At 63.8% G+C, this 22,550-nt stretch carries 22 protein-coding genes and 1 tRNA gene; 16 read left to right on the top strand and 7 right to left on the bottom strand.

Annotated features, from left to right (window positions below):
• Positions 1 to 225: 225 nt before the first annotated feature.
• From AC1KVG_RS14575 to AC1KVG_RS14560, 4 genes are all read right to left on the bottom strand, one after another.
• Positions 226 to 1,419, bottom strand: coding sequence for an RNA polymerase sigma factor (locus AC1KVG_RS14575; RefSeq protein WP_183086846.1), 1,194 nt, complete (start codon positions 1,417 to 1,419; stop codon positions 226 to 228).
• Between the two features lie 96 nt (positions 1,420 to 1,515).
• The gene (locus AC1KVG_RS14570) at positions 1,516 to 2,019 is read right to left on the bottom strand and encodes a putative signal transducing protein (RefSeq protein WP_481094859.1); all 504 of its coding nucleotides are present in this window, start codon (positions 2,017 to 2,019) and stop codon (positions 1,516 to 1,518) included.
• A gap of 163 nt (positions 2,020 to 2,182) precedes the next feature.
• Complete coding sequence (gene tesB / locus AC1KVG_RS14565) at positions 2,183 to 3,088, bottom strand: acyl-CoA thioesterase II (protein ID WP_023903119.1); 906 nt, start codon at positions 3,086 to 3,088, stop codon at positions 2,183 to 2,185.
• A gap of 73 nt (positions 3,089 to 3,161) precedes the next feature.
• Positions 3,162 to 3,932 (bottom strand): enoyl-CoA hydratase/isomerase family protein, encoded by a 771-nt coding sequence (locus tag AC1KVG_RS14560; protein WP_481094858.1) that lies wholly within the window; start codon positions 3,930 to 3,932, stop codon positions 3,162 to 3,164.
• Between the two features lie 65 nt (positions 3,933 to 3,997).
• Between AC1KVG_RS14560 and AC1KVG_RS14555 the strand changes: the two genes are divergently transcribed.
• Positions 3,998 to 4,426: a copper chaperone PCu(A)C gene (locus tag AC1KVG_RS14555; protein WP_481094869.1), complete on the top strand. Its 429-nt coding sequence runs from the start codon at positions 3,998 to 4,000 to the stop codon at positions 4,424 to 4,426.
• A 254-nt stretch (positions 4,427 to 4,680) separates the two neighbouring features.
• Here AC1KVG_RS14555 and AC1KVG_RS14550 read toward each other — a convergent pair whose 3' ends face one another.
• On the bottom strand, positions 4,681 to 5,088 hold the full coding sequence (locus AC1KVG_RS14550; protein ID WP_481094857.1) for an acyl-CoA thioesterase: 408 nt from the start codon (positions 5,086 to 5,088) through the stop codon (positions 4,681 to 4,683).
• Positions 5,088 to 8,054 carry an excinuclease ABC subunit UvrA gene (uvrA, locus tag AC1KVG_RS14545; RefSeq protein WP_481094856.1) on the bottom strand — a complete coding sequence of 989 codons (2,967 nt, stop codon included), beginning with the start codon at positions 8,052 to 8,054 and terminating at the stop codon, positions 5,088 to 5,090. Before uvrA ends, AC1KVG_RS14550 begins: the two co-directional genes overlap by 1 nt.
• A 326-nt stretch (positions 8,055 to 8,380) precedes the next feature.
• Here uvrA and rplU point away from each other — a divergent pair, with 326 nt between their 5' ends.
• From rplU to obgE, 3 genes are all read left to right on the top strand, one after another.
• Positions 8,381 to 8,701 carry a 50S ribosomal protein L21 gene (rplU, locus tag AC1KVG_RS14540; protein ID WP_006450001.1) on the top strand — a complete coding sequence of 107 codons (321 nt, stop codon included), beginning with the start codon at positions 8,381 to 8,383 and terminating at the stop codon, positions 8,699 to 8,701.
• Positions 8,702 to 8,713: 12 nt separating this feature from the next.
• A complete protein-coding gene (gene rpmA / locus AC1KVG_RS14535) occupies positions 8,714 to 8,974 on the top strand; it encodes a 50S ribosomal protein L27 (RefSeq protein ID WP_006450000.1) in 261 nt (86 codons plus the stop codon).
• A gap of 232 nt (positions 8,975 to 9,206) precedes the next feature.
• A complete protein-coding gene (obgE, locus tag AC1KVG_RS14530; protein WP_006449999.1) occupies positions 9,207 to 10,259 on the top strand; it encodes a GTPase ObgE in 1,053 nt (350 codons plus the stop codon).
• A 91-nt stretch (positions 10,260 to 10,350) separates the two neighbouring features.
• Here obgE and rpsT read toward each other — a convergent pair whose 3' ends face one another.
• On the bottom strand, positions 10,351 to 10,620 hold the full coding sequence (gene rpsT / locus AC1KVG_RS14525) for a 30S ribosomal protein S20 (protein WP_002807888.1): 270 nt from the start codon (positions 10,618 to 10,620) through the stop codon (positions 10,351 to 10,353).
• A 116-nt stretch (positions 10,621 to 10,736) separates the two neighbouring features.
• On the opposite strand from rpsT, the gene murJ reads away from it, so the two are divergent.
• The 12 genes from murJ to AC1KVG_RS14465 all read left to right on the top strand — a co-directional run bounded on the left by murJ (position 10,737) and on the right by AC1KVG_RS14465 (position 22,525).
• On the top strand, positions 10,737 to 12,341 hold the full coding sequence (gene murJ, locus AC1KVG_RS14520; RefSeq protein WP_481094868.1) for a murein biosynthesis integral membrane protein MurJ: 1,605 nt from the start codon (positions 10,737 to 10,739) through the stop codon (positions 12,339 to 12,341).
• A 205-nt stretch (positions 12,342 to 12,546) separates the two neighbouring features.
• Complete coding sequence (locus AC1KVG_RS14515) at positions 12,547 to 13,581, top strand: bifunctional riboflavin kinase/FAD synthetase (protein ID WP_481094855.1); 1,035 nt, start codon at positions 12,547 to 12,549, stop codon at positions 13,579 to 13,581.
• A 6-nt stretch (positions 13,582 to 13,587) separates the two neighbouring features.
• Complete coding sequence (gene ileS / locus AC1KVG_RS14510) at positions 13,588 to 16,419, top strand: isoleucine--tRNA ligase (protein ID WP_481094854.1); 2,832 nt, start codon at positions 13,588 to 13,590, stop codon at positions 16,417 to 16,419.
• A gap of 343 nt (positions 16,420 to 16,762) precedes the next feature.
• Positions 16,763 to 17,275: a signal peptidase II gene (gene lspA / locus AC1KVG_RS14505; protein WP_006450190.1), complete on the top strand. Its 513-nt coding sequence runs from the start codon at positions 16,763 to 16,765 to the stop codon at positions 17,273 to 17,275.
• Positions 17,276 to 17,354: 79 nt separating this feature from the next.
• Positions 17,355 to 18,305: a 4-hydroxy-3-methylbut-2-enyl diphosphate reductase gene (gene ispH / locus AC1KVG_RS14500; protein WP_481094853.1), complete on the top strand. Its 951-nt coding sequence runs from the start codon at positions 17,355 to 17,357 to the stop codon at positions 18,303 to 18,305.
• A gap of 182 nt (positions 18,306 to 18,487) precedes the next feature.
• Positions 18,488 to 18,563 (top strand) — tRNA-Thr (locus AC1KVG_RS14495).
• A gap of 145 nt (positions 18,564 to 18,708) precedes the next feature.
• A complete protein-coding gene (locus AC1KVG_RS14490; protein WP_481094852.1) occupies positions 18,709 to 19,485 on the top strand; it encodes a hypothetical protein in 777 nt (258 codons plus the stop codon).
• A 38-nt stretch (positions 19,486 to 19,523) separates the two neighbouring features.
• Positions 19,524 to 20,459, top strand: a complete 936-nt coding sequence (locus tag AC1KVG_RS14485; protein ID WP_323538041.1) for a hypothetical protein — start codon at positions 19,524 to 19,526, stop codon at positions 20,457 to 20,459.
• Between the two features lie 238 nt (positions 20,460 to 20,697).
• Entirely contained in the window at positions 20,698 to 20,949 is a 252-nt protein-coding gene (locus tag AC1KVG_RS14480; RefSeq protein WP_104567469.1) for a hypothetical protein, read from the top strand.
• A gap of 126 nt (positions 20,950 to 21,075) precedes the next feature.
• Positions 21,076 to 21,756 carry a DNA N-6-adenine-methyltransferase gene (locus AC1KVG_RS14475; protein WP_407364944.1) on the top strand — a complete coding sequence of 227 codons (681 nt, stop codon included), beginning with the start codon at positions 21,076 to 21,078 and terminating at the stop codon, positions 21,754 to 21,756.
• Between the two features lie 123 nt (positions 21,757 to 21,879).
• Positions 21,880 to 22,182, top strand: coding sequence for a hypothetical protein (locus AC1KVG_RS14470; RefSeq protein WP_146091518.1), 303 nt, complete (start codon positions 21,880 to 21,882; stop codon positions 22,180 to 22,182).
• A 175-nt stretch (positions 22,183 to 22,357) separates the two neighbouring features.
• Positions 22,358 to 22,525 carry a DUF3450 domain-containing protein gene (locus tag AC1KVG_RS14465; RefSeq protein WP_146091519.1) on the top strand — a complete coding sequence of 56 codons (168 nt, stop codon included), beginning with the start codon at positions 22,358 to 22,360 and terminating at the stop codon, positions 22,523 to 22,525.
• Positions 22,526 to 22,550: the final 25 nt, after the last annotated feature.

The raw sequence follows: 22,550 nt of genomic DNA, 5'->3' as shown, positions 1-22,550 counted from the left end.
GGCTGGATCCGCATGCGCACTTTCTCATTCTTTGCTGCAGGCGGTGGGTGTATCGGTAGGAGCTATCGGTTGCGGTGCCTCCCGGCAAGCAGGAGGCCTTACGTAGAGCGCAGCTGCGTGTCTGTGAAAACATCGCGCATGCCGGTTGCAGCGTGATGCGAGGATGCTGGATCGCTGCCTTTCTCGCTCGACCGCCGCACAGGCTGATCCTGGCTTTCAAGTGCGTCATAGCATCCCCGACTTGATGGAGTGATGCAGGATCGGCAGCAAGACCGCCAGCGTGCTCATGAGCATTGCGCTTGGACTGAACATGCAGCGGTAAAGCAATGGTGCCTGCGTGGTGCCGCGCCGTTGTGCATCGCGTTCCAGCATGGGGCGCATCACCCGGGGCAGCACGCGCAGCGTTTGATAGTTGATCACGACCATGCCTGCGCACAGCACCAGCAAGGCCGACCAGGGTTGGTTGCTGAGTCGATTCAGTAGCAACGTGCTGCCGCACACGATCACCGACGTCAGGGTGCTTGTGAGCATGAATCGGTGGATACCCGCGGTTTCGCGAGCTGTCTCGGCAAAGCGCAGCAGATACCAGCCCGACCAGTAAGTTCCCAGTGCTGCAACCAGCACGCTGCCTGCAGCAAACAGCGCCGGCATGCCGAACCAGACGCTCAACGCACCGGCTGCGCCGCCACCGCCAACGGCAGAGCCGGTCAAACCACCCATGCCCAGCTTGCCCGCGCCACCGATGCCGCCCAACACAATGGCCGCGCTCGCAGTTCCCGGAGTTGCCAGCATCGTTGCCGAGGTCACCGCAGTGGCAAAGGCCACACTGGGTGCGCTGCCACGCGCGAACGCGCCGAACCGGCGCAGCAGCTCCTCGCGCACGCTGGCACGTGCCCGCGACAGGCGCTTGCGCACGGCGGCATCGCTGAGGCCGAGCAGCGATGCCACCTGCTGCGAACTCTGGCCTTCGCGGTAATACAGCAGCAGCGTCTCACGGCTTTCTTCGGGCAATGCGGAAATGATGTCGAGCGCGGCAATTTCTTCTTCCACCTGCAGCAGGTGCTCGGCGGGCGAGGGTGCGGGGTCGGCTGCCATCGCGATGGCGAGGTCGGCTGCTTCGCCACTGAGCGCGCGATGCCGGTTGGCACGCAGCCAGTCGCGCGCCAGGTTGCGGGTGATCTGGCGCAGCCATGGCAGGAAGCTGGCCGGTTGGCTGAGTTGTGCCAGCCGCTGCCAGGCGCGCAGAAAGGCTTCCTGGGCGATGTCCTCGCTGGCGGCGATATCGCGGGTGATCGCCAGCGCGATGGCGGTCACCGTGTTCTGGCAGGCGCGCACAATGCGGCCATAGGCCTGCTGGCAGCCGGCCGCGGCATGCGGCAGTTCGCGTTGCAACATCAGGTCCAGCGTGTCGGTGTGCATCGGCGCAATCCATGTCCTGGTCCCAGCATGACGCATGGGAGCGGCAGATGTGACCGATGCGATGCCGGTTGATGCAAGTGCTGACGTCAGCCGCGCTCAGCGCGCCGGCTGGATCTGCACGCGCACTTCTTCATCCTCTGCCGCCGGTGGTGCCGCGTTGGCAGGCGCCGCTTGCTGCGATGCCGGTTGAGGCACCGGTGCAGGCGCGCTGCGATGGCGCAGCACCACGAACATTGCAACCGCGCCGATCACCAACAGCAGCACCAGACGGATACGCCAGGCCCAGCTGCGCGCGCTGGAACTTGAGCCGTTCTCGCCTTCGCGGAAGGTGTATTCCACGTTCGGCAGGTCGCGGCGGGTGGTGTCGAGCAGGCGCGCGTCGCGCAGCAACTCGCGCGCGCGTGGCTGGTCGTCGGCATGCACGATCCACACGGTGGGATAGGTCTGTGCGTTGCTGTGTTCGAGATAGCTGAACTGGCCGGTGCGTTTGCTTTCATAGGAGCGGCCATTGCTCATGCGCACATCGATGCCGGCATCGCGCAACAGGTTGGCGACGCCTTCGGCGGTTTCGATACGTTGACTGCTGAAGATCTTGCGCATGCTTAAAGTGTGCCAGCGATTGCCGAACGCATCGCGCTGCGGGTGCGCGTGTTCGAGACATGGAAGAAGAGTGGCGTGGACGTCGGTCCACAACCGAAAAAGGCGGCAGCAGGCCTGTCTGCGCTCAGCGAAATCTGTTGTTTAGGCACGGGCACGGGCACGGCTAGTCCTTCGCCGGCACGGCAATTGCGCTGCCATCGGGCACCACGCGGATCAAGCCTTCCTGCGTGGTGCTGGCGACCAGCACGCCATCGCGGGTGAAAAACTGCCCGCGCGCCAGGCCGCGCGAGCCCTGCGCAGTAGGGCTGTCGAGCGAGTACAGCAGCCAGTCGTCGGTACGGAACGGGCGATGGAACCACAGCGCATGATCGAGCGAGGCCATCTGCACGTTCGGCGTGTAATAACTGATGCCGTGCGGAAACGTGGAGGTGCCCAGCAGCTGAAAATCCGAGGCATACGCCAGCAAGGCGCGATGCAGGCCGACATCGTCGCCGACCGGGTCGCTCAGGCGTAGCCACATCTGCTGGAACGGCGGGCGCTTGGGTGGTCTGAGTTCGTCGCGCGGAAAGACGTGGCGGAATTCGAACGGGCCGCCACGCGAGAGCCAGCGCTGCACCTTGGCCGGCAGTTTCGCCAGCACTTCCGGTGCCAGCGGCGCAGTGGGTTCGATGTCTTCCGGCGGCGGCACCACCGGCATCACCGACTGATGCTCGGCGCCGTCTTCGTGTTCCTGAAACGACGCTGCGCAGAAAAAGATCACCTTGCCATGCTGGATCGCGGTGACCCGTCGTACCGAGAAACTTCCGCCATCGCGGGTGCGATCGACGTCGTAGACGATCGGGTGATCGATATCCCCGGCGCGCAGAAAGTAGGCGTGCAACGAGTGGGCCTGGCGACCGTTTTCCACCGTGGCCTGCGCGGCGGCCAGCGCCTGCCCCAGCACCTGCCCACCGAACACGTACTTGGTGCCGATGTCGCGGCTTTGGCCGCGAAACAGGTTGTCTTCCAGACGCTCCAGCGACAGCAGGTTGATCAGTTCGGAGACGACGGGTTCGGCAGTGGCGGACAAAGGGCTGGCCTGGGCGTGCGACGGACCGCGATTATACCGGCCGCCCCGTCGCCACCATGCGCAAGGCGCGTGCTCAGGTCTTTTGCAGGCGCGCGACCAGGCCATGCAGCGCCGCCTGCGCATCCGGTGCGTACCAGCCGTCGATGAAACGCTCCAGCTGGATCAGCTCGGGTGCCAGCGCGGCGCGCAGATCGGCGCGGGCGATGGCGCGTGTGGTCAGCATGGGCTGGCGCGGCAGTCGCTGCAGATCCTGCAGCCAGGCAACCGCGCGCGCGGTGACCAGCTCGCCATCGGCCAGCTCGTCGACCAGGCCGATCGTGACCGCCTGTTCGGCCGGCAGCAGCTGGCCGGAGATCAGCAGGCGCTCGGCGCGGTGCGCACCGACCACGCGGCGCAACAGCCGCTGGATGCCTTCGGGCGCGGCCAGGCCCACCTGCACTTCGTTCAAGCCGATCGCATAGGGTTTGGCGGTGTCGGCACTGCGCGCCATCACCCGGTAGTCGCAGCACAGCGCCAACACGCAGCCGCCGGCCGGCGCATGCCCGCCGATGGCCGCTACCACCGGCACGCGGCTGTTGGCCAGCGCTTGCGCAGCGTCGAAGAAGGCCGTCCAGCTGGCCAGCAATGCAGCGCGGTCGGTGCCGTGCGCCAGCAGGTGCGGCACGTCCATGCCACCGGAAAAAATCCGCTCGCTGCCCGACAGCACGATGCCATCGGTCTCATCGCCGGCCTGCTGCACTGCAACGCTCAAGGCCTGGCACAGCGTGCTGTCCAGTGCATTGACCGGCGGGCGGGCCAGACGGATTTCGCGAAGACGGCCATGGTCTAAGATCTGGATGCTCATTCGGGGCTCCTGGAGGTCGGGTCATGATAGACGGCAGTCGAAGCAGGCAGCGCACGTACGCACGCGTGCTGCTCGGTGCGTTGTCGGTGTTGGCAAGTGCAGGCGCCTCGGCGCAGTGCCTGCCTGAATTCAAGGATGGCTGGGTCCGCATTCCACCGCCCGGGGGCATGGGCATGGCGGCGGGGTTCGGGCAATTCCATAACGGCTGCGCGCAGCCGCTGAAGGTCACCACGGCCAAGAGCAGCGTGTTCGCCGATGTCTCCATTCACGAAACCACGCAAACCAACGGCGTCAGTCGCATGCGTGCGGTGCCCGAGTTGCCGCTGCCTGCCGGCAAGTCGGTGATGCTGGCGCCGGGCGGCCTGCATCTGATGCTGATGGAGGCGAGCGCGCCGCTGCAGGAGGGCGCGCAGGTGCCGGTGACCTTTACCTTGCAGGATGGTCGCGAGATCAAGACCACGCTGGAGGCGCGCAAGCGCGCGCCGGGTTCGTGATCGGGCAGAGCACAGGATGGCAGCACGGATGCTGCGGTGCTGGTGAGTCCATTTGCGCAACGCTACTGATCAGGCGCAATGCCTGATGTGGAAGCCATCCTGCTGCATCAGCTGCGTTTTCCTATCTCGGTAACGATGCTTGCTACATCACGCAGTAGCAAGCATGCCGTTGCTGAAGACGAAAACGGCGGCTCCCGAAAGAGCCGCCGCCAATTACCAACACCGAGAAAACGCAGCGAATGCGCTGATGAAACTCAGTTGCTGGCAGCGCGCACCGCATCCGGTAGCGACGCGCTTTTGCCAGTTTGCGTATCGATCCACACCACGACCACGTTGCCATCCGAATACAGCACGCTCTGGTCTTTCTGGTCGAGGATGCGATGGCCGATGGTGATGCTGCTGCTGCCCAGCCGCTCAACGAACAGTTCCACCAGGATGTCGTTCGGCCACACCAGCGGGCGCTTGTAGTTGACGTTGGTGGCCGCGACCACCGGCGCAATGCGATCGGTCATCGACACACCGTCCACGCCCAGCATCCAGCGCACACGCGCTTCTTCCAGATAGGAAATGTATTTGGCGTTGTTGACATGACCCATGCTGTCCATGTCGCGCCAGCGCACGCTGATCGGGATGCGTGCCAACACCTTGTGCTCTTCGCTCATCAGCTTGCCTTCTTCTTCGCAGTTTTCTTGGTGGCGGATTTGGCGACTTTCGCCACCTTTTCCGGTTTGATCTTGCGTGGCGGTCGCGCATCGGGCTTGTTGGCCATTGCCGCCGGGCGCGTCTCGCGCGCCTTCACCGACGGCAGCATCTTGGCCAGGAATTGCCCGGTGTAGGACGCCTTGTGTGCAGCCACCTCTTCCGGCGTGCCGGAGACCAGGATGCTGCCACCGCGGTGGCCGCCTTCCGGGCCCAGGTCCACGATCCAGTCGGCGGTCTTGATCACGTCCAGGTTGTGTTCGATCACCACCACCGTATTGCCCTCGTCGCGCAGCTTGTGCAGCACGCCGAGCAGCGCTTCGATGTCGTGGAAGTGCAGGCCGGTGGTCGGCTCGTCGAGGATGTACAAGGTGCGTCCGGTATCGCGACGCGATAGCTCCTTCGACAATTTCACGCGCTGCGCTTCACCGCCGGACAGCGTGGTCGCGCTCTGCCCCAGCTTGATGTAACTCAGGCCGACATCGACCAGCGTTTCCAGCTTGCGCGCGATCGACGGCACCGGCTCGAACAGGCGCAGCGCATCTTCCACGGTCATCTGCAACACGTCGCTGATGTTGTAGCCCTTGTAGCGGATCTCCAGCGTCTCGCGGTTGTAGCGCTTGCCGTGGCAGACATCGCAGGGCACATAGACGTCGGGCAGGAAGTGCATCTCCACCTTGATCAGGCCATCGCCCTGGCAGGCTTCGCAGCGCCCGCCACGCACATTGAAGCTGAAACGGCCCGGCGAATACCCGCGCGCGCGCGATTCCGGCACCTGTGCGAACAACTCGCGCAACGGCGTGAACATGCCGGTGTAGGTAGCCGGATTGGAGCGCGGCGTACGCCCGATCGGCGACTGGTCGATATCCACGACCTTGTCGAACAGATCGAGGTTCTCGACCTCGCGATGCGCGGCCACCGGATGCGAGGCGCCGTTGATCTCGTTGGCCGCTAGCGAAAACAGCGTGTCGTTGATCAGCGTGGACTTGCCCGAGCCGGAGACGCCGGTGATACAGGTCAGCAGGCCGGCCGGAATGTCCAGATCGACATTCTTCAGGTTGTTGCCGGTCGCCCCGCGCAGGTGCAGCATCATCTTCGGGTTGGGCTTGTGGCGCTGCTTGGGAATCTCGATGCGGCGCTTGCCCGACAGGTACTGACCGGTCAGCGAGCGCGGCGCATCCAGAATGTCCTGCAGCGTGCCTTGCGCGCAGATTTCGCCGCCGTGCACGCCGGCGCCGGGGCCGATATCCAGCACGTAATCGGCCAGGCGGATCGCGTCTTCGTCATGCTCGACCACGATCACCGTATTGCCCAGATCGCGCAGCCGCGTCAGCGTGCCGAGCAGGCGTTCGTTGTCGCGCTGATGCAGGCCGATCGAGGGCTCGTCCAGCACATACATCACACCGACCAGGCCGGCGCCGATCTGGCTGGCCAGACGAATGCGTTGCGCCTCGCCACCGGACAAGGTGTCAGCCTTGCGCTCCAGGGTCAGGTAATCCAGGCCCACATCGACCAGGAAGCCCAGCCGCTCGCCGATCTCCTTGACGATCTTGCTGGCAATCTCGCCGCGCCAACCCGGCAACGACAAGCCACGGAAAAAGCTCAGCGCCTCGTTGACCGGCAGCACCACCAACTCGGGCAGCGGGCGGTCGGCGACGAACACGTTGCGCGCGGCACGATTCAGACGCGTGCCGTTACACGCAGGGCAGGGCTGCTGGCTGACGTACTTGGTCAGCTCCTCGCGCACCGCCGGCGATTCGGTCTCGCGGTAGCGCCGTTCCAGGTTCGGCAAAATGCCTTCGAAACGGTGCTTGCGCGTGGTGCGCCCGCCCGCATCGGTGAAGTAGGTGAAGCTGATCACCTCATCGCCGCTGCCGAACAGCACTGCCTGGCGCACCTTGGCCGGCAGCGAGTTCCACACTGCGTCCACGTCGAACTTGTAGTGCTTGGCGAGCGAGGCGATCAGCTGGAAATAATAGGCATTGCGCCGATCCCAACCACGCACCGCACCGGCCGATAGCGACAGTTCCGGATGCACCACGACACGATCGGGGTCGAAGAATTCGGCCACGCCCAGGCCATCGCAACTCGGGCAGGCGCCCACCGGTGCGTTGAACGAAAACAGCCGCGGTTCCAGCTCGGGCAGCGAGTAATCGCAGACCGGGCAGCTGTACTTGGACGAGAATAGATGCGGCGCGGCGGCCGCATCGTCCAGCGACTGCACTGCGACCATGCCTTCGCCAAGCTTGAGCGCGGTCTCGAAACTTTCCGCCAGCCGCTGCTTGATGTCTTCGCGCGGACGAAAGCGGTCGATCACCGCTTCGATGGTGTGCTTCTGGCGCAGCGCCAAGGCCGGCACTGCATCGATCTCGTACAACTCGCCGTCCACGCGCACGCGCACGAAGCCCTGCGCACGCAGTTGCTCGAACACCTGCGCATGCTCGCCCTTGCGGTCGCGGATCACTGGCGCCAGCAGCATGTAGCGCTGCTCCTGGTCCTGGTTGAGCATGTGGTCGACCATCTGGCTGACCGTCTGCGCCTCCAGCGGGAAGCCGTGGTCCGGGCAGCGTGGCTGGCCGACGCGTGCGTACAGCAGACGCAGGTAGTCATAGATCTCGGTGATCGTGCCAACCGTGGAGCGCGGGTTGTGCGAGGTCGATTTTTGTTCGATCGAAATCGCCGGGGACAGACCTTCGATATGGTCCAGGTCCGGCTTTTCCATCACGCTGAGGAACTGGCGCGCATACGCCGACAGCGACTCGACGTAGCGGCGCTGGCCCTCCGCATAAATGGTGTCGAACGCCAACGACGACTTGCCCGAGCCGGACAGGCCGGTGATCACGATCAGTTTGTCGCGAGGCAGGTCGAGGTCGATGTTCTTGAGGTTGTGCGTCCGCGCGCCGCGGATGCGGATGAAATCCATCGCCATGGGGGATCCGATGTCGGGCCGGCGAACCGGCGGTGGTGCGAGCGTGCTCAGCAGGAATGAGTGGCAGTCGATCAGCCTACCCGCCGACCTAGGTGAGGGCAATTGCCCGAAATGCCAGTCTGACCGGAGCGCTGTGGCGGCCGGATGATGCGTTGCATGGAGCCGGATCGATGTCGCCTGCGGCAGGTCGACGTGCCGCCGATCGGAAACCGGCCGGCGCCCGGCTTGCGGGTTGACCCAAAACCCGATAGGCCAGTACAATCCCGCTCCTGTCTGCCCTAGGGCACGTCAGTGCGACCATAATAACTACAGAGGAAAACCTGGTCATGTACGCAGTTCTGGTAACCGGCGGTAAGCAATACCGCGTCGCGCAGGGCGAAACGCTCCGCGTGGAAAAGCTCGAAGTCGAAGCTGGCGACGAGATCAAGTTCGACACCGTCCTGATGTTGGGCGATAGCGATGGCATCAAGCTGGGCGATGCGCTGAAGGGCGCTTCGGTCACCGCAAAGGTTGTGGCCCATGGCCGCGCCGACAAGGTGCGCATCATCAAGTTCCGTCGCCGCAAGCACCACATGAAGCGTCAGGGACACCGTCAGTACTACACCGAAATCGAGATCACCGGCATTGCCGGTGGCGATAAGAAGTAAGGAGAACCAGTCATGGCACATAAAAAAGGCGTAGGTTCCTCGCGCAATGGTCGCGATTCCAACCCGAAGTACCTGGGTGTGAAGATCTTCGGTGGTCAGGCCATCGATGCCGGCAACATCATCGTGCGTCAGCGCGGCACCCAGTTCCACCCGGGTAGCGGCGTCGGCCTCGGCCGTGACCACACCCTGTTCGCCCTGGTGAACGGCAAGGTGGAGTTCTCGGTCAAGGGTGCGAAGAAGCGTCGTACCGTCAGCGTGGTTGTCGAGGCGTAATCGCCCGCTCCATGCAGGCCAGTCCGCCAGGCACCGATGCCTGACGGACGAGACGGAAAGCCCCGCTTTTGCGGGGTTTTTCGTTTGACGGCCGGGGGTGGGGATTCGGGAGTTGGGATTCGCAACGGCGGATTTCGATAGTCCCGATACCGTCGCTTCCTGCTGTTTCCGCGGCCGCCAAGCGGCGTCCTGCGGTGGTGTTACCAATCCCAAATTACGAATCCCAAATCTCATGAAGTTAGTCGACGAAGCGGAAATCCTGGTCAGTGCCGGCAATGGCGGCAATGGCTGTGTCGGCTTTCGCCGCGAGAAGTTCATCCCGCTCGGTGGGCCGGATGGTGGTGATGGCGGCAGTGGCGGCAGCGTGTGGATCGTGGCCGACGAGAACGTCAACACGCTGGTCGACTTCCGGCATGAGCGCACCTTCAAGGCGCAGCGCGGCGAGAATGGCATGGGCCGTCAGGCCTACGGCAAGGGCGGCGAAGACCGCATCATCGTGGTGCCGGTCGGCACCGTCGTGATGAATGTGCAGACCGATGAAATCATCGGCGACCTGACCCAGAACGGCGATCGTCTGCTGGTGGCCAAGGGCGGCAAGGGCGGCCTGGGCAACATGCATTTCAAGAGCTCGATCAATCGCGCCCCGCGCCAGTCCACCACCGGCGAAGAGGGCGAGGAGCGTCTGCTCAAGCTGGAGTTGAAGCTGCTGGCCGACGTCGGCCTGCTGGGCTTCCCCAATGCCGGCAAGAGCACGTTGATCCGAGCGGTGTCTTCGGCAACGCCGAAGGTGGCCGATTACCCGTTTACGACCCTGTATCCGAATCTGGGCGTGGTCAGTGTCGAGGCCTATCGCAGCTTCGTCATCGCCGACGTGCCGGGCCTGATCGAGGGCGCGGCCGATGGTGCGGGGCTAGGCACGCAGTTCCTGCGCCATCTGCAGCGCACGCGTTTGCTGCTGCACCTCGTAGACATCTCGCCCATGGAAGGTGGTGTGGATGGTGTGTCGCCGGCCGATCAGGTGCGCACCCTCGAGCGCGAGCTGGAGCGGCACGATCCGGAGTTGCTAGCCAAGCCGCGTTGGCTGGTGCTCAACAAGGCCGACTTGATGTTCGAGGACGAGGCGCGTACGGCGGCAGAGGCGATCGTGGCCGAACTTGGCTGGACCTCGCCGTGGTATCTGGTCTCGGCGTTGGGCCGCGATGGCACCTTCCCGATCATGAAGGACATCATGGCGTTCTTCGACCGTCAGCGTGAGGACGAGCTCGAGGCGCGCAATGCCGGCTGAGTGCATTCGCAGGCACACAAAAAACCCGGCCAAGGCCGGGTTTTTCTGTTCCACCGAAAGCCAGGCTTCCGGTAGTGCCGAAACCGATCGCTTACGCGGCCTTGATGGCCTTGATGCGAGCGGTCAGACGGCTCTTGTGACGCGCAGCCTTGTTCTTGTGAATCAGGCCACGGGCGCTGAAACGGTCGAGGATGGGCTGAGCAACGGCGAAAGCAGCTTCGGCGCCTGCAGCATCGTTGGCGTCAAGGGCCTTGATCACCTTCTTGACGGCGGTGCGCAGCATCGAACGCTGGCCCGTGTTGCGCTCATTGCGCACGACGGTCTGCTTGGCGCGCTTCTTGGCGGACTTGATATTGGCCACGGTGGTGGGTTCCTGAAAAATCGGTATGGTGGAAAAAGCAAGCGCGAAAGTATGATGGACCTAGTTATGTACGTCAAGTCAGATGTCAAGAGGGAGGCTGCGTGAGCAAGCCCGGTATGTTGAGAGGCCTGCTCTCGTTCAGCAGTATGACCATGGTGTCGCGGGTATTGGGGCTGGTGCGCGACCAGGTCATCACCACCACCTTCGGCACCAATGCGGTGACCGATGCGTTCTGGACGGCCTTCCGGGTCCCCAATTTCCTGCGTCGGCTATTTGCCGAAGGGTCCTTCGCCACCGCCTTCGTGCCGGTGTTCACCGAGGTCAAGGAAACCCGGCCGCATGCCGATCTGCGCGAACTGATGTCGCGCGTGGCCGGTACCCTAGGAGGAGTGCTGCTGCTGGTCACCGCACTGGCGCTGATCTTCGCGCCGCAGTTGGCCACGCTGTTCTCCAGCGGCGTGGACACCGACCCGGCCAAGCATGGCCTGCTGGTGGACCTGTTCCGTCTGACCTTCCCATTCCTGCTGTTCGTCTCGCTGACCGCGCTGGCTGGCGGGGCACTGAATAGCTTCCAGAAGTTCGCCATGCCGGCGCTGACCCCGGTGATCCTCAACCTGTGCATGATCGCCGGCGCCGTGTGGCTGGCGCCGAAGCTGGGCGGCACTCCGGAAAAGCAGATCCTCGCGCTGGGCTGGGCGGTGCTGGCGGCAGGCATGCTGCAGTTGCTGTTCCAGCTGCCTTCGCTGAAAGGCATCAACCTGCTGACCCTGCCGCGCTGGGGCTGGCAACATCCAGGCGTGCGCAAGGTGCTGACCCTGATGGTGCCGACCCTGTTCGGCTCATCGATCGCGCAGATCAACCTGCTGCTGGACACCGTCATCGCCGCCAGGCTGACCGATGGCTCGCAGTCGTGGCTGTCGCTGGCCGACCGGTTCCTGGAGCTGCCGCTGGGTGTATTCGGGGTGGCGCTGGGCACGGTGATCCTGCCGGCGCTGGCGCGCCATCACGTCAAGACCGACCGCAGCGCGTTTTCCGGTGCGCTGGATTGGGGCTTCCGCACCACGTTGTTGATCTCAGTGCCGGCAATGCTCGGCTTGCTGCTGCTGGCCGAGCCGCTGGTGGCGACGTTGTTCCAGTACGGCCAGTTCACCGCCTTCGATACGCGGATGACCGCGATGTCGGTCTACGGCCTGAGCTTCGGCCTGCCGGCCTACGCCATGCTCAAGGTGCTGCTGCCGGCGTTCTACGCCCGTCAGGACACCCGCACGCCGGTGCGCGCGGGCGTGGCGGCGCTGATCGCCAACATGGTATTCAACTTCGCGCTGCTGGCGGTGGTCTACCAGATCATGGTGCCGCCCGAGCTCAAGGCGCAGGGCGTGATGCAGGCGCTGGGCAAGCAGCCGGGCCTGCATCTGGCGCTGGGGATTGCCAGTGCGTTGTCGAGTTATCTCAACCTGGGCTTGCTGTGGTACTGGTTGGGCAAGTCCGGCGTGTACCAGCGGCGGCCGGGCTGGGGCGGCTATGCACTGCGCCTGCTGCTGGCATGTGCGGCGATGGTGGTGGTGCTGTTGGGCCTGCTGTGGTGGTTGCCCTCGTTCACCGTGATGGATAAATGGGATCGCATCGGCTGGCTGGCAGTGCTGGTCGGCAGCGGTGGGGCGACCTATCTGGTGGCGCAGCTGGCATTGGGGCTGCGGCCGCGGCATCTGCGCGAAGGGTAAGAGACTTGCGGATCTAGCCGAGCGCGCTGCAGGGCCGCCTGTGCTGTGCGGAGTTCTGACTTCGCGCAGCTGGAATGCGCGTTGCGATCAGCCAAGCGCTGCCCTGCTGGGTACTCGCCCATGCGGGTTGACAGGCACGGCTATACTTGCAGGTTATGTATCAGTGAGGGTCGGCCCGCAGGCCGGCATCTGTTTGGATCGAGGAATGAGCAGGCTGTTTAGAGACGTCGAGGGCGGGACGCTGTTCCCGCACGGAAGCGTGGTCTGCATCGGCGCCTTCGATGGCCTGCATCTGGGGCATCGGGCATTGGTGCAGCACGCGGTCGAACGCGCGCGCGCGCTGGGCGTGCCGGCAGTGGCAGTGAGCTTCGAGCCGTTGCCGCGCGAATTTTTTGCTCCGGCAGCGCCGCCGCCGCGGTTGACGCTGGCCCGCGCCAAGATCGAAGGTCTGTACGGCCTGGGCGCCGACAGCGTGGGCATGATTCGTTTCGACGGCCGCTTGGCGGCAATGAGCGCCGAGGATTTCGTACGGCTGGCATTGGTTGGCCGGTTGTGCGCCAAAGAGGTGTGGATCGGCCCGGAGTTCCGCTTCGGCCATCGGCGTGGCGGTGATATCGGCCTGCTGCGCGCGCTCGGTGAGCAGTACGGCTTCGCGGCCGGCGAGATCGCCCCGGTGCATCTGCGCGGCGAGCGTATTTCTGCCACGCGCATTCGCGAGCTGCTGGGCACGGGCGAGTTTGCGCATGCCGGCGAACTGCTCGGCCGCCCGTATGCCATCGGCGGGCGGGTGGTGCGCGGCAAGCAACTCGGCCGCACGCTGGGTTACCCCACTGCCAACTTGCGCTTTCCGCGCACGCCGGCGCTGTCGGGTATCTACGCGACCTGGGTGCATGGTGTGGCCGATCAGCCGTGGCCGTCGGTCTCGAGCTTTGGCACGCGACCGACGGTTGCTGGTGTGGAACCGCTGCTGGAAGCGCATCTGTTCGATTTTCAGGGCGATTTGTACGGCCGCCACATCGAGGTCGAATTCGTCGCCAAGCTGCGCGACGAAGAAAAGTTCGATGGCCTGGAGGCGTTGACCGTGCAGATGCATCGCGATGCCGAGCAGGCGCGTGCGGTACTTAATGCGAGTCCCTCGCAAGAACCCGCACCTCCATGTGCGGACAATAAACATGCGAGCTCCTCGCAAACGTCTGCACATGCAAGTGCAGACGCTTCAGACAACGCAGCGCAACGGTAGAGACCTGTGACCCACGACTACAAAGCCACTCTCCATCTGCCCGCGACGGAATTTCCGATGCGCGGCGACCTGCCCAAGCGCGAGCCGGCGATGCTGGAACGCTGGGAGCGCGAGGGGCTGTATGCGCAACTGCGCGCCAACGCGGCCGGGCGCCCGCTGTTCGTGCTGCACGACGGCCCGCCGTATGCCAACGGTCAGATCCATCTGGGCCATGCGGTCAACAAGATCCTCAAGGACATCATCGTCAAGTCGAAGTATCTGGCTGGCTTCGATGCGCCGTACATCCCGGGCTGGGACTGCCACGGCCTGCCGATCGAGATCGCGATCGAGAAGAAGTACGGCAAGGTCGGCGTCAAGCTGGATGCGGCGCAGTTCCGCCAGAAGTGCCGCGAATACGCCACCGAGCAGATCGATCTGCAGCGGCGCGACTTCAAGCGCCTGGGCGTGATCGGCGATTGGGACAACCCGTACAAGACGCTGGATTTCCGCTTCGAAGCCAATGAAATCCGCGCGCTGGCCAAGGTGGTCGACAACGGCCATCTGACCCGCGGCGTGAAGCCTGTGCACTGGTGCTTCGATTGCGGCTCGGCCTTGGCCGAGGCCGAGATCGAATACGCCGACAAGGTGTCGCCGACGGTGGATATCGCCTATCCGGCGCGCGATCCGGCGGCCGTCGCTGCCGCCTTCGGCGCGAGCCTGCCGGCCGGCGTGGGCGTGGCGGTGCCGATCTGGACCACCACCCCGTGGACGCTGCCGGCTTCGCTGGCGGTGAGCCTGGGCGCGGACCTGGATTACGTGCTGGTCGAAGGCCCGGCCGATCGCGGCCAGCCGCGCTGGTTGGTGATTGCCGAGGCGTTGGCCGGCAAGGCTCTGCTGCGTTATGGCGTGGAAACGGTGGTGGTGCACGGTCATGCCAAGGGCGCGGCGCTGGAACAGATGCTGCTGAACCACCCGTTCTATGCCGAGCGCGAGATTCCGCTGCTGCTGGGCGATCACGTGTCCGCCGAAGACGGTACCGGCGCTGTACATACCGCACCCGGTCATGGTCAGGAGGACTATCAGGTCTCCAAGCAGTATGGGTTGCTGGAGCGCTACGGCGCTGCGCAGATCAATCCGGTGGATGGGCGCGGCGTGTATCTGCCGTCGACGCCGCCGCTAGGCGACACCGTGTTGGCTGGGCTGCATATCTGGAAGGCCAACGACATCATCATCGATGCGTTGCGCGACACCGGCGTGCTGCTGGCCGCCAGCAAGATGGAGCACAGCTATCCGCATTGCTGGCGCCACAAGACGCCGATCGCGTTCCGTGCCACGCCGCAGTGGTTCATCTCGATGGAGCAGGCCAGCCTGCGCGCCGATGCGCTCAAGGCGATCGAAAACGTGCATTGGTATCCGTCCTGGGGCCAGGCGCGTATCGCCGGCATGGTCGATGGGCGTCCGGACTGGACGATTTCGCGCCAGCGCACCTGGGGCGTGCCGATCGCCTTGTTCGTGCATCGCGAAACCGGCGAGCCGCATCCGCGCAGTACCGAGTTGCTGCGCCAGGTGGCCGACCGCGTGGAACTGGGCGGCGTGGACGTGTGGTACACGCTGGACGCGGCCGAACTGCTGGGCGATGAGGCGGCCGATTACGACAAGATCACCGACATCCTGGACGTGTGGTTCGACTCCGGCGTGACCCATGAAACAGTGCTGGTGGATCGCGGCCTGCCCAAGCCGGCCGACCTGTATCTGGAAGGCTCCGATCAGCACCGTGGCTGGTTCCAGTCCTCGCTGCTGACCGGCGTGGCGATGGACAAGGCCGCACCGTACAAGCAGTGCCTGACCCACGGCTTCACCGTGGACGAGCACGGCCGCAAGATGTCCAAGTCGCTGGGCAACGGCATCGAGCCGCAGGACATCATGAAGACCCTGGGCGCGGACATCCTGCGCCTGTGGATCGCCTCGGCCGATTACAGCAACGAGATGTCGCTGTCGCAGGAGATCCTCAAGCGCAACGCCGATGCGTATCGCCGCCTGCGCAATACCGCGCGCTTTCTGCTCGGCAATCTGCATGGATTCGATCCGTTGCAGCATCTGGTGGCGCTGGACGACATGGTGCTGCTGGACCGCTGGATCGTGCATCGCGCGCACGAGCTGCAGGAAAAGATCGCCGCCGCGTATGCGCGCTACGACTTCGCCGAGATCGTGCAGGCGCTGCTGAATTTCTGCAGCGTGGACCTGGGTTCGCTGTATCTGGATGTGACCAAGGACCGTCTGTACACGATGGCCGAGGATGCGCGCGGCCGTCGTTCGGCGCAGAGCGCGATGTATCACGTGGCCGAGGCGTTCGTGCGCTGGATCGCGCCGGTGCTGAGCTTCACTGCCGAAGAACTGTGGGGCTATCTGCCGGGCAAGCACACCGACAACGTGCTGTTCGCCACTTGGTACGACGGCCTGGCGCCACTGCCGGCCGATGCCGCGTTGACCAGTGCCGACTTCGACAAATTGCTGGCCTTGCGCGAGCAGGTGGCCAAGGTGCTGGAGCCGATGCGTGCCAACGGGGCGATCGGTGCGGCGCTGGAAGCGGAGATCACCGTCGCCGCCGATGCGCAGACCGCTGCGCGCTGGCAGCCGCTGGCCGAGGAGCTGCGCTTTTTGTTCATCAGTGGCGATGTGACCGTCACCGCAGCCAGCACCGACGACATCTTCGTCAGCGCGCAGCCGACCACCAAGGCCAAGTGCGTGCGTTGTTGGCACCACCAGGCCAGCGTGGGCAGCGATCCGCGTCACCCGGAACTGTGCAGCCGCTGCGTGAGCAATCTCGAAGGCCCGGGCGAGCTGCGTCGCTGGTTCTGATGCGGGGCATCGACGGCACTACGCGGCGGAAGATTCCGCGGCGTAGTGCCGATGTTTTTCGTAGAACGTGCTGCGCTGGAACGGGCCGCTGCTTTATTTACAGGCTGCTGCGCTGCGCCACACGCTTACGCGGCGCTGACCGCTACGCCTGATGCGTTGTGACGCTTGCTGAAGCTCGCGCTTGCGCCAGAGCGGGGCATGGCAGCTGGCTGAAGCGTCCATGCCATCCTCGCTTGCCTGTCATCCAGCTTTGGTCATCGTTGTTTAGTTTTCGCCATCTCCAACGCCATCCAGGCATCTTCTCCGGCGTCGGAGAAATCACAACCAATTGCGACCTCTCGACATGAGTCAACGCCCCAAACCCTCCGCCCTGATCTGGTTGCTGTTGTCTGCGCTCGTGGTCGGGCTGGACCAGTGGAGCAAGGCCTGGGTGCTGTCCAGCCTGCCCGAGTACACCGCCGTGCCGGTCATCGACGGCTTCTGGAACTGGTACCGCACCTATAACACCGGCGCGGCCTTCAGCTTTCTGAGCGATGCCGGCGGCTGGCAGCTGTGGTTCTTCACCGCGCTGGCGGTGGGCATCAGCGGGCTGCTGGCGTTCTGGCTGTCGCGCACCGCGCGCGGCGAGTGGCGTAGCGCGCTGCCGTATGCGCTGGTGATCGGCGGGGCGATCGGCAACGTGATCGACCGCCTGATGCATGGCCACGTGGTCGATTTCATCCAGTGGTACATCGGCAGCCACACCTGGCCGTCGTTCAATATCGCCGACTCGGCGATCGTGGGCGGCGCCATCGGCATCGCGGTATTCGGTCTGTTCGACAAGTCTGGCAAGCGGGAGTCAGGGATCAAAAATTAGCAATCGAGGCTGAAGTGTTCCTGCGGGCGCACGCCGCCCGGTCCGATTCCTGATTCCCCATTCCCGTAGAATGCCCGCCATGGAAGTCCTGCTCGCCAATCCCCGTGGTTTTTGTGCCGGCGTCGACCGTGCGATCGAGATCGTCAAGCGTGCGATCGAGACGCTAGGCGCGCCGATCTATGTGCGCCATGAAGTCGTGCACAACCGTTTCGTGGTCGACGACCTCAAGCAGCGCGGCGCGGTCTTCGTCGAAGAACTCGACGAGGTGCCCGACAACGCCACGGTGATCTTCAGCGCACACGGCGTCTCGCAGGCGGTGCGCCTGGAGGCCGAGCGCCGCGGGCTCAAGGTGTTCGACGCGACCTGTCCGCTGGTGACCAAGGTGCACTTCGAGGTGGCGCGGCACTGCCGGGCCGGCCGCGATGTGGTGCTGATCGGCCATGCCGGGCATCCGGAAGTGGAAGGCACGATGGGGCAGTGGAGCCGTGAGCGCGGCCCGGGCACGATCTATCTGGTCGAAGACATCGAGCAGGTGGCCACGCTGCAGATCCGCCAGCCCGAAAACCTCGCCTATACCACCCAGACCACGCTGTCGGTGGACGACACCATGGGCATCATCGAGGCCCTGCGTGCACGCTTCCCGGCGATGCAGGGACCGCGCCACGACGATATCTGTTACGCCACCCAGAACCGCCAGGACGCGGTGCGCGATCTCGCGCGCCAATGCGATCTGGTGCTGGTGGTCGGTTCGCCCAATAGCTCCAACTCCAACCGTCTTAGCGAGCTGGCACGGCGCGACGGGGTGGAGTCTTACCTGATCGATAACGCCAGCGAGATCGACCCGTCCTGGATCGTCGGCAAGCAGCACATCGGCCTGACCGCCGGCGCTTCCGCGCCGCAGGTGCTGGTGGATGGGGTGCTGGCGCGGCTGCGCGAACTGGGTGCCGAGAGCGTCTCCGAGCTGGAAGGCGAGCCGGAATCGATGGTGTTCGCGCTACCCAAGGAACTGCGGTTGCGTTTGGTTAGCTGAAGCAGGGGCTTGTAAATGGGCTTGGCGAGTAGTGATTCGGTTTGGCGCGTGTGGGGTGCCTTTCAGTTGTCAGCTGACTGACCTTCTCCAGTCGCAACCCGGCGCATGACGTCGCAATGCCCGGCCCGCTCCAGCAGCGGCGATTGACCGCAGACTGGCTCCGCTCCTACAATTCACGGCTCGCCGGAATAGCTCAGTTGGTAGAGCGGCGCATTCGTAATGCGTAGGTCGTAGGTTCGATTCCTATTTCCGGCACCAAAATAAGCTAACAACAATGCAGTAAGATCAAGGGGTTGGCCGGTTTTCCGTCCAGCCCCTTTTTCATGTCGACCAACCCTCTCCCGGTAAAAACAGGGATTTCCAGGGATCTTTTTTCCCATCATTTTCCCCGCCTATGACCGGAATGCTGCCCATCCTGCGCGTAATGTTCCCCGACAAGCCGCTTTTGTCGGTCGAGGACGTAGCGCGTGTTCTCAACAAGACGGGGGCGGGCGGTTACGAACAAACCCGAGAACAGCTGGCCGCCGGCGTCATCGTTCCAGGTCTGCGCAAGCTCGGTGGCAGTTGGTTGGTGCCGGTGACGGCACTTGCTGATGCGCTGGACGGCTTGGTGGACGCAAATACTGCTGGGTTGGCTATCCCCAAGCCGTTGCCCACAAGACACACGGTCACCCGGGCCAACCCCATCGTTCCCCGCAAGGGCGGACGGGTTCCCGATCGGACCAAGTCCATGGCGCTGGCCGACATGACGTCCCTTTCCCTCGCGATGGCCACCCATCAATCGATCGCGTTCTGGCGCGAGGTGCTGGGTTTCTTGGAATACCCCACGCAGCAGCAGGCTGCGCTGATCCTCGCGCCGAGCGATGTCTTCGCCGAGCCCCAACCATGGGTGCGGCAGAACGCGCGAGTGGTGGGGCACGCGCACCTCCTGCTGGTGGAAGAGCGGGACCAGGCGTTGGATACGGGCGAGGTCTGGGAAGCGATCTTGGCTGACGCCTTGCTGGAGCCGTGGATCAGTGTCGAGGCGCGCGATCCCTTCGATGACGCCATGAAGGACGCGCTAGCTGCCTTTCAGGGCGCCCAGGACCACGCACGCAACCAAGACCGCGCTAGAGGGCTGGAGGACAGGCTGCCGCCGCCCACGGCGCCAGAGAGCACGCGCAAGCCGTTCCGGTTCTGATCGCCTACCATCAGGTTTCCTCTTGGTGGCAAGCCCACATGTCTCTTGATTCCAAGCAAGAAGTCCTCGTCAAACTGATCGAGCGTTACCGCGAGACCTACGCCCCCGGGAACCCTGAGTTCATGAGCGGCAAGGGCGTGTCATGGGCGCGCCTAAAGCGGGATGTGGAGAAAGAAGCAGTCGCTGATCACCAGGCACGCGCGGCCGCTAGAGCCGGACGCACGCGTCCGAGCGAGTCGAGGCCTTGGACGTCCGCAGAAGCGGCGGGGCTGCTTAACCTATCGCAAAAGGCTTTCCGCGAGTTGGCCAAGAGCGACAGTCCGCCGGGTCCCCTGTTGGTAGACGACGGCACGCACACCGCCGTTCCCATATCTCGGTTGCTGGAATGGGCCGATGCCCACCCCCGTGTCCGACGGTGGCGGGAAAGCCGAGAAGATGGCGAGGTGCTAGGACGGAAGGCCCCAATGCCTCCAAGCGCGCGATTCAAGGTCCTTAAGGAGGGCAAGGTCAACATCACGTTGATCGAGGGCAGGGTTTCGTCGCTGAACCTGGCGGGATGGAGCGCGGAGGAGCGTGAGGCCCTCCTGGATTTGTTCCGAGCGAAAGGCGGCGCTCTGCGGGAAGATAGCCGAGGGATCGTGATGCTTCAGCAGGCCACACTGCCCGAGGCGTTCAAGTTGCCTTGGGCCGACCTGACACTCAAAAATGAGTGGGTGAGCCAATACATAGGAGGTCTGGAAGGCATTAGAAGTGAGCTCCAAGAGCACTTGCAGCGTGTCCAGAACGTGATCCCCAATCTCACACCGGAGGAGGACAAGGTGGATGCCCAGGACGCCCACAAAGCGTTGGTGGAGCAATGGGCCGAAGAAAGCCGAGCGTTAGAGATGCAGGTCAGTGAGGTGCGCGGCGCGATCCTGGACGTGACCCTTCCGCCCGCAGGGCCTCCCATCGAGCGGCCACCGTTTCGGTTCTAAGGCAGAGGCGATCGTTGGAGCGAACGTGCGGCGGCTGCTCGCCGCCGAAGAGCGTAGGGGAAGAAGAGGCAGGGAGGCGCCAGCTTCCGCCGCCGCCAGGTCGACCTATCCAAGCCCCGGCTCACGTCCGGGGCTTTTTTGTGCCCGTCGTCAAGCCAAAGGGGCAACCGCCCCTTTCCGCCAGACGCGATTGGCGGTTCAAAGGATGCTATTCCCACACCAACACGGACCCGCCGACATGCTTCCGATCATCCTCCAGCTTGATCCCGCCGCCGCTCGTCATCACCGGGCCGCGCTCACGCCTCAGGCCCTGGCTGACGTCCTCGCCGACGCGCTTCCCCAGGCCTTGGCCCAGTTCGATGCCGGTATGGCCCAGTCGGTCATGGTGGCCTGCGGGGACATGACGGCGCTTCAGGCCCACCAGGTTCTCACCCTGCAGATCGCCACCCTGGAGCGCTTCCTTGACGTCCAGGACGCCGCCAACGACTGATGGCCTGACACGCCTGAAGTAGTCCGGGCCAAGCTTGGCCCAACCCCCAACCCTTTCGCGAACGCGGCCAGCCAGCCGTGCTGGCGGAGCTTTGCCCAACCACCAATCAAAACCGGAGATTTACCGATGAATGCTGCAAACGTCCTCGCTGATCACAACGCCCTGTCGCTGCCCAAGGCCCGCAGGAACACCTCCTCCCCACGGGCAACCAAGCTCGCGTCCGCCATGGTCGGTTACGACCGCCTGCCGGCAGCGCAGACCACGGACACGTGGCTCACGCCGCCGGAGCTGATCTGGGGCAATCCGCGCGCAGGCCACACCGGGCTGGGGCCCTTTGCTTTGGATCCTTGCACCCCCCAAGAGGGCATGCCCTGGCCGACTGCGAGCGTGATGCTCAGGCCCAGCGATGACGGCTTGGCAACGCATTGGCCTGAAGCTGCTCTGGTTTTCATGAACCCACCATTCGGTCGGGGGCAGCAAGCCTGGATGCAGAAGCTGGCCACCCACCCGGGCGGTGGCATCGCGCTGGTGTTTTCCCGGACTGACACGGCTTGGTTCCAGGACCACGTGCTCAACCACCCTGCCACGAGCGCCATCGTGTTCCAGCGGGGGAGGCTGAAGTTTTGCCGTCAGGACGGAACACCTGGGGACGCGCCGCCCTGCGGCCCGGTGTTCGTGGCTTATGGGGAGGAGGCGGCACGCCGGCTTCGCCTGGCGGTTAGCGAAGGGCAGATCCCGGGCGGTTACCTGGACATGGCCCGCGTGGGCGTGGTGGCCGGCGCTGCAGCGGCCGCCAACGGTGAGTAAGCACAGCGTCTGGGAGGAAAAAAGGCCGAAGGCATCGGCCTTTCTCTTCCGGACGCTTTTGCTTTGAGCTGCTTTTTCTTTTGTTTCTCCCGCAAGTGACAGGCGCTTATTACCAGCCACTCATTGGCAAAACCATACGGAAAAGAATCCATCCGTATCCATGTTGTTAGCGTTTCCTGCTGGTTAACGCCTCTGCTGGTTAACGCTCAAATCATAAACCAGCAGCTAAACCAGCAGCTAAAGCCTTACGGGACAAGGTTTTCAAGCTTCTGCTGGTTTGCTGGTTTATTTTTTCAAATTTCTTCTAGCGATGAAAAAAGTGAAGTAGTTCGAAAAGTATCAAACTCTCGTGAGACGCAGTGCGTGCGTAAAAGCTATTTTTTAACCAGCAAACCAGCAGTTGGCTTATTTTTTGAACAAAAATAATAAATATCAATCACTTGAAGTGTTTTTAGTTGCTGGTTTGGGTGCTGGTTTAAGAAAAAGCAGAAAACCAGCAGCAGAGTTAACCAGCAACTAAAAACTTTCTTTTCGCTTTGGGCTTGACGTTGTTCGGAAACCTGCTTTCTTGGATGTATTACACAAGCAATACGGAGATTCCATGCAGCCGCAGAAAACCCCTCAGTCCTCGATTCGAAAGGCCCCGTTCAATGCCCGAATGGAACAGGTGCTGATTGAACGGCTGAAAGCCGACGCCAAGCGTTCGGGGATTTCTCCCAGTGAAAAGCTGCGGCGCATCCTCGACAACGCCTTGCCGCAAGTCGCCTAACCCCACAAATGCGAAACCCCCGCCT

The organism is Xanthomonas sp. NCPPB 3959, assembly GCF_056675575.1.
The sequence above is the reverse complement of the archived record's forward strand: the minus strand, read 5'-3'. Positions and strand labels throughout refer to the sequence as shown.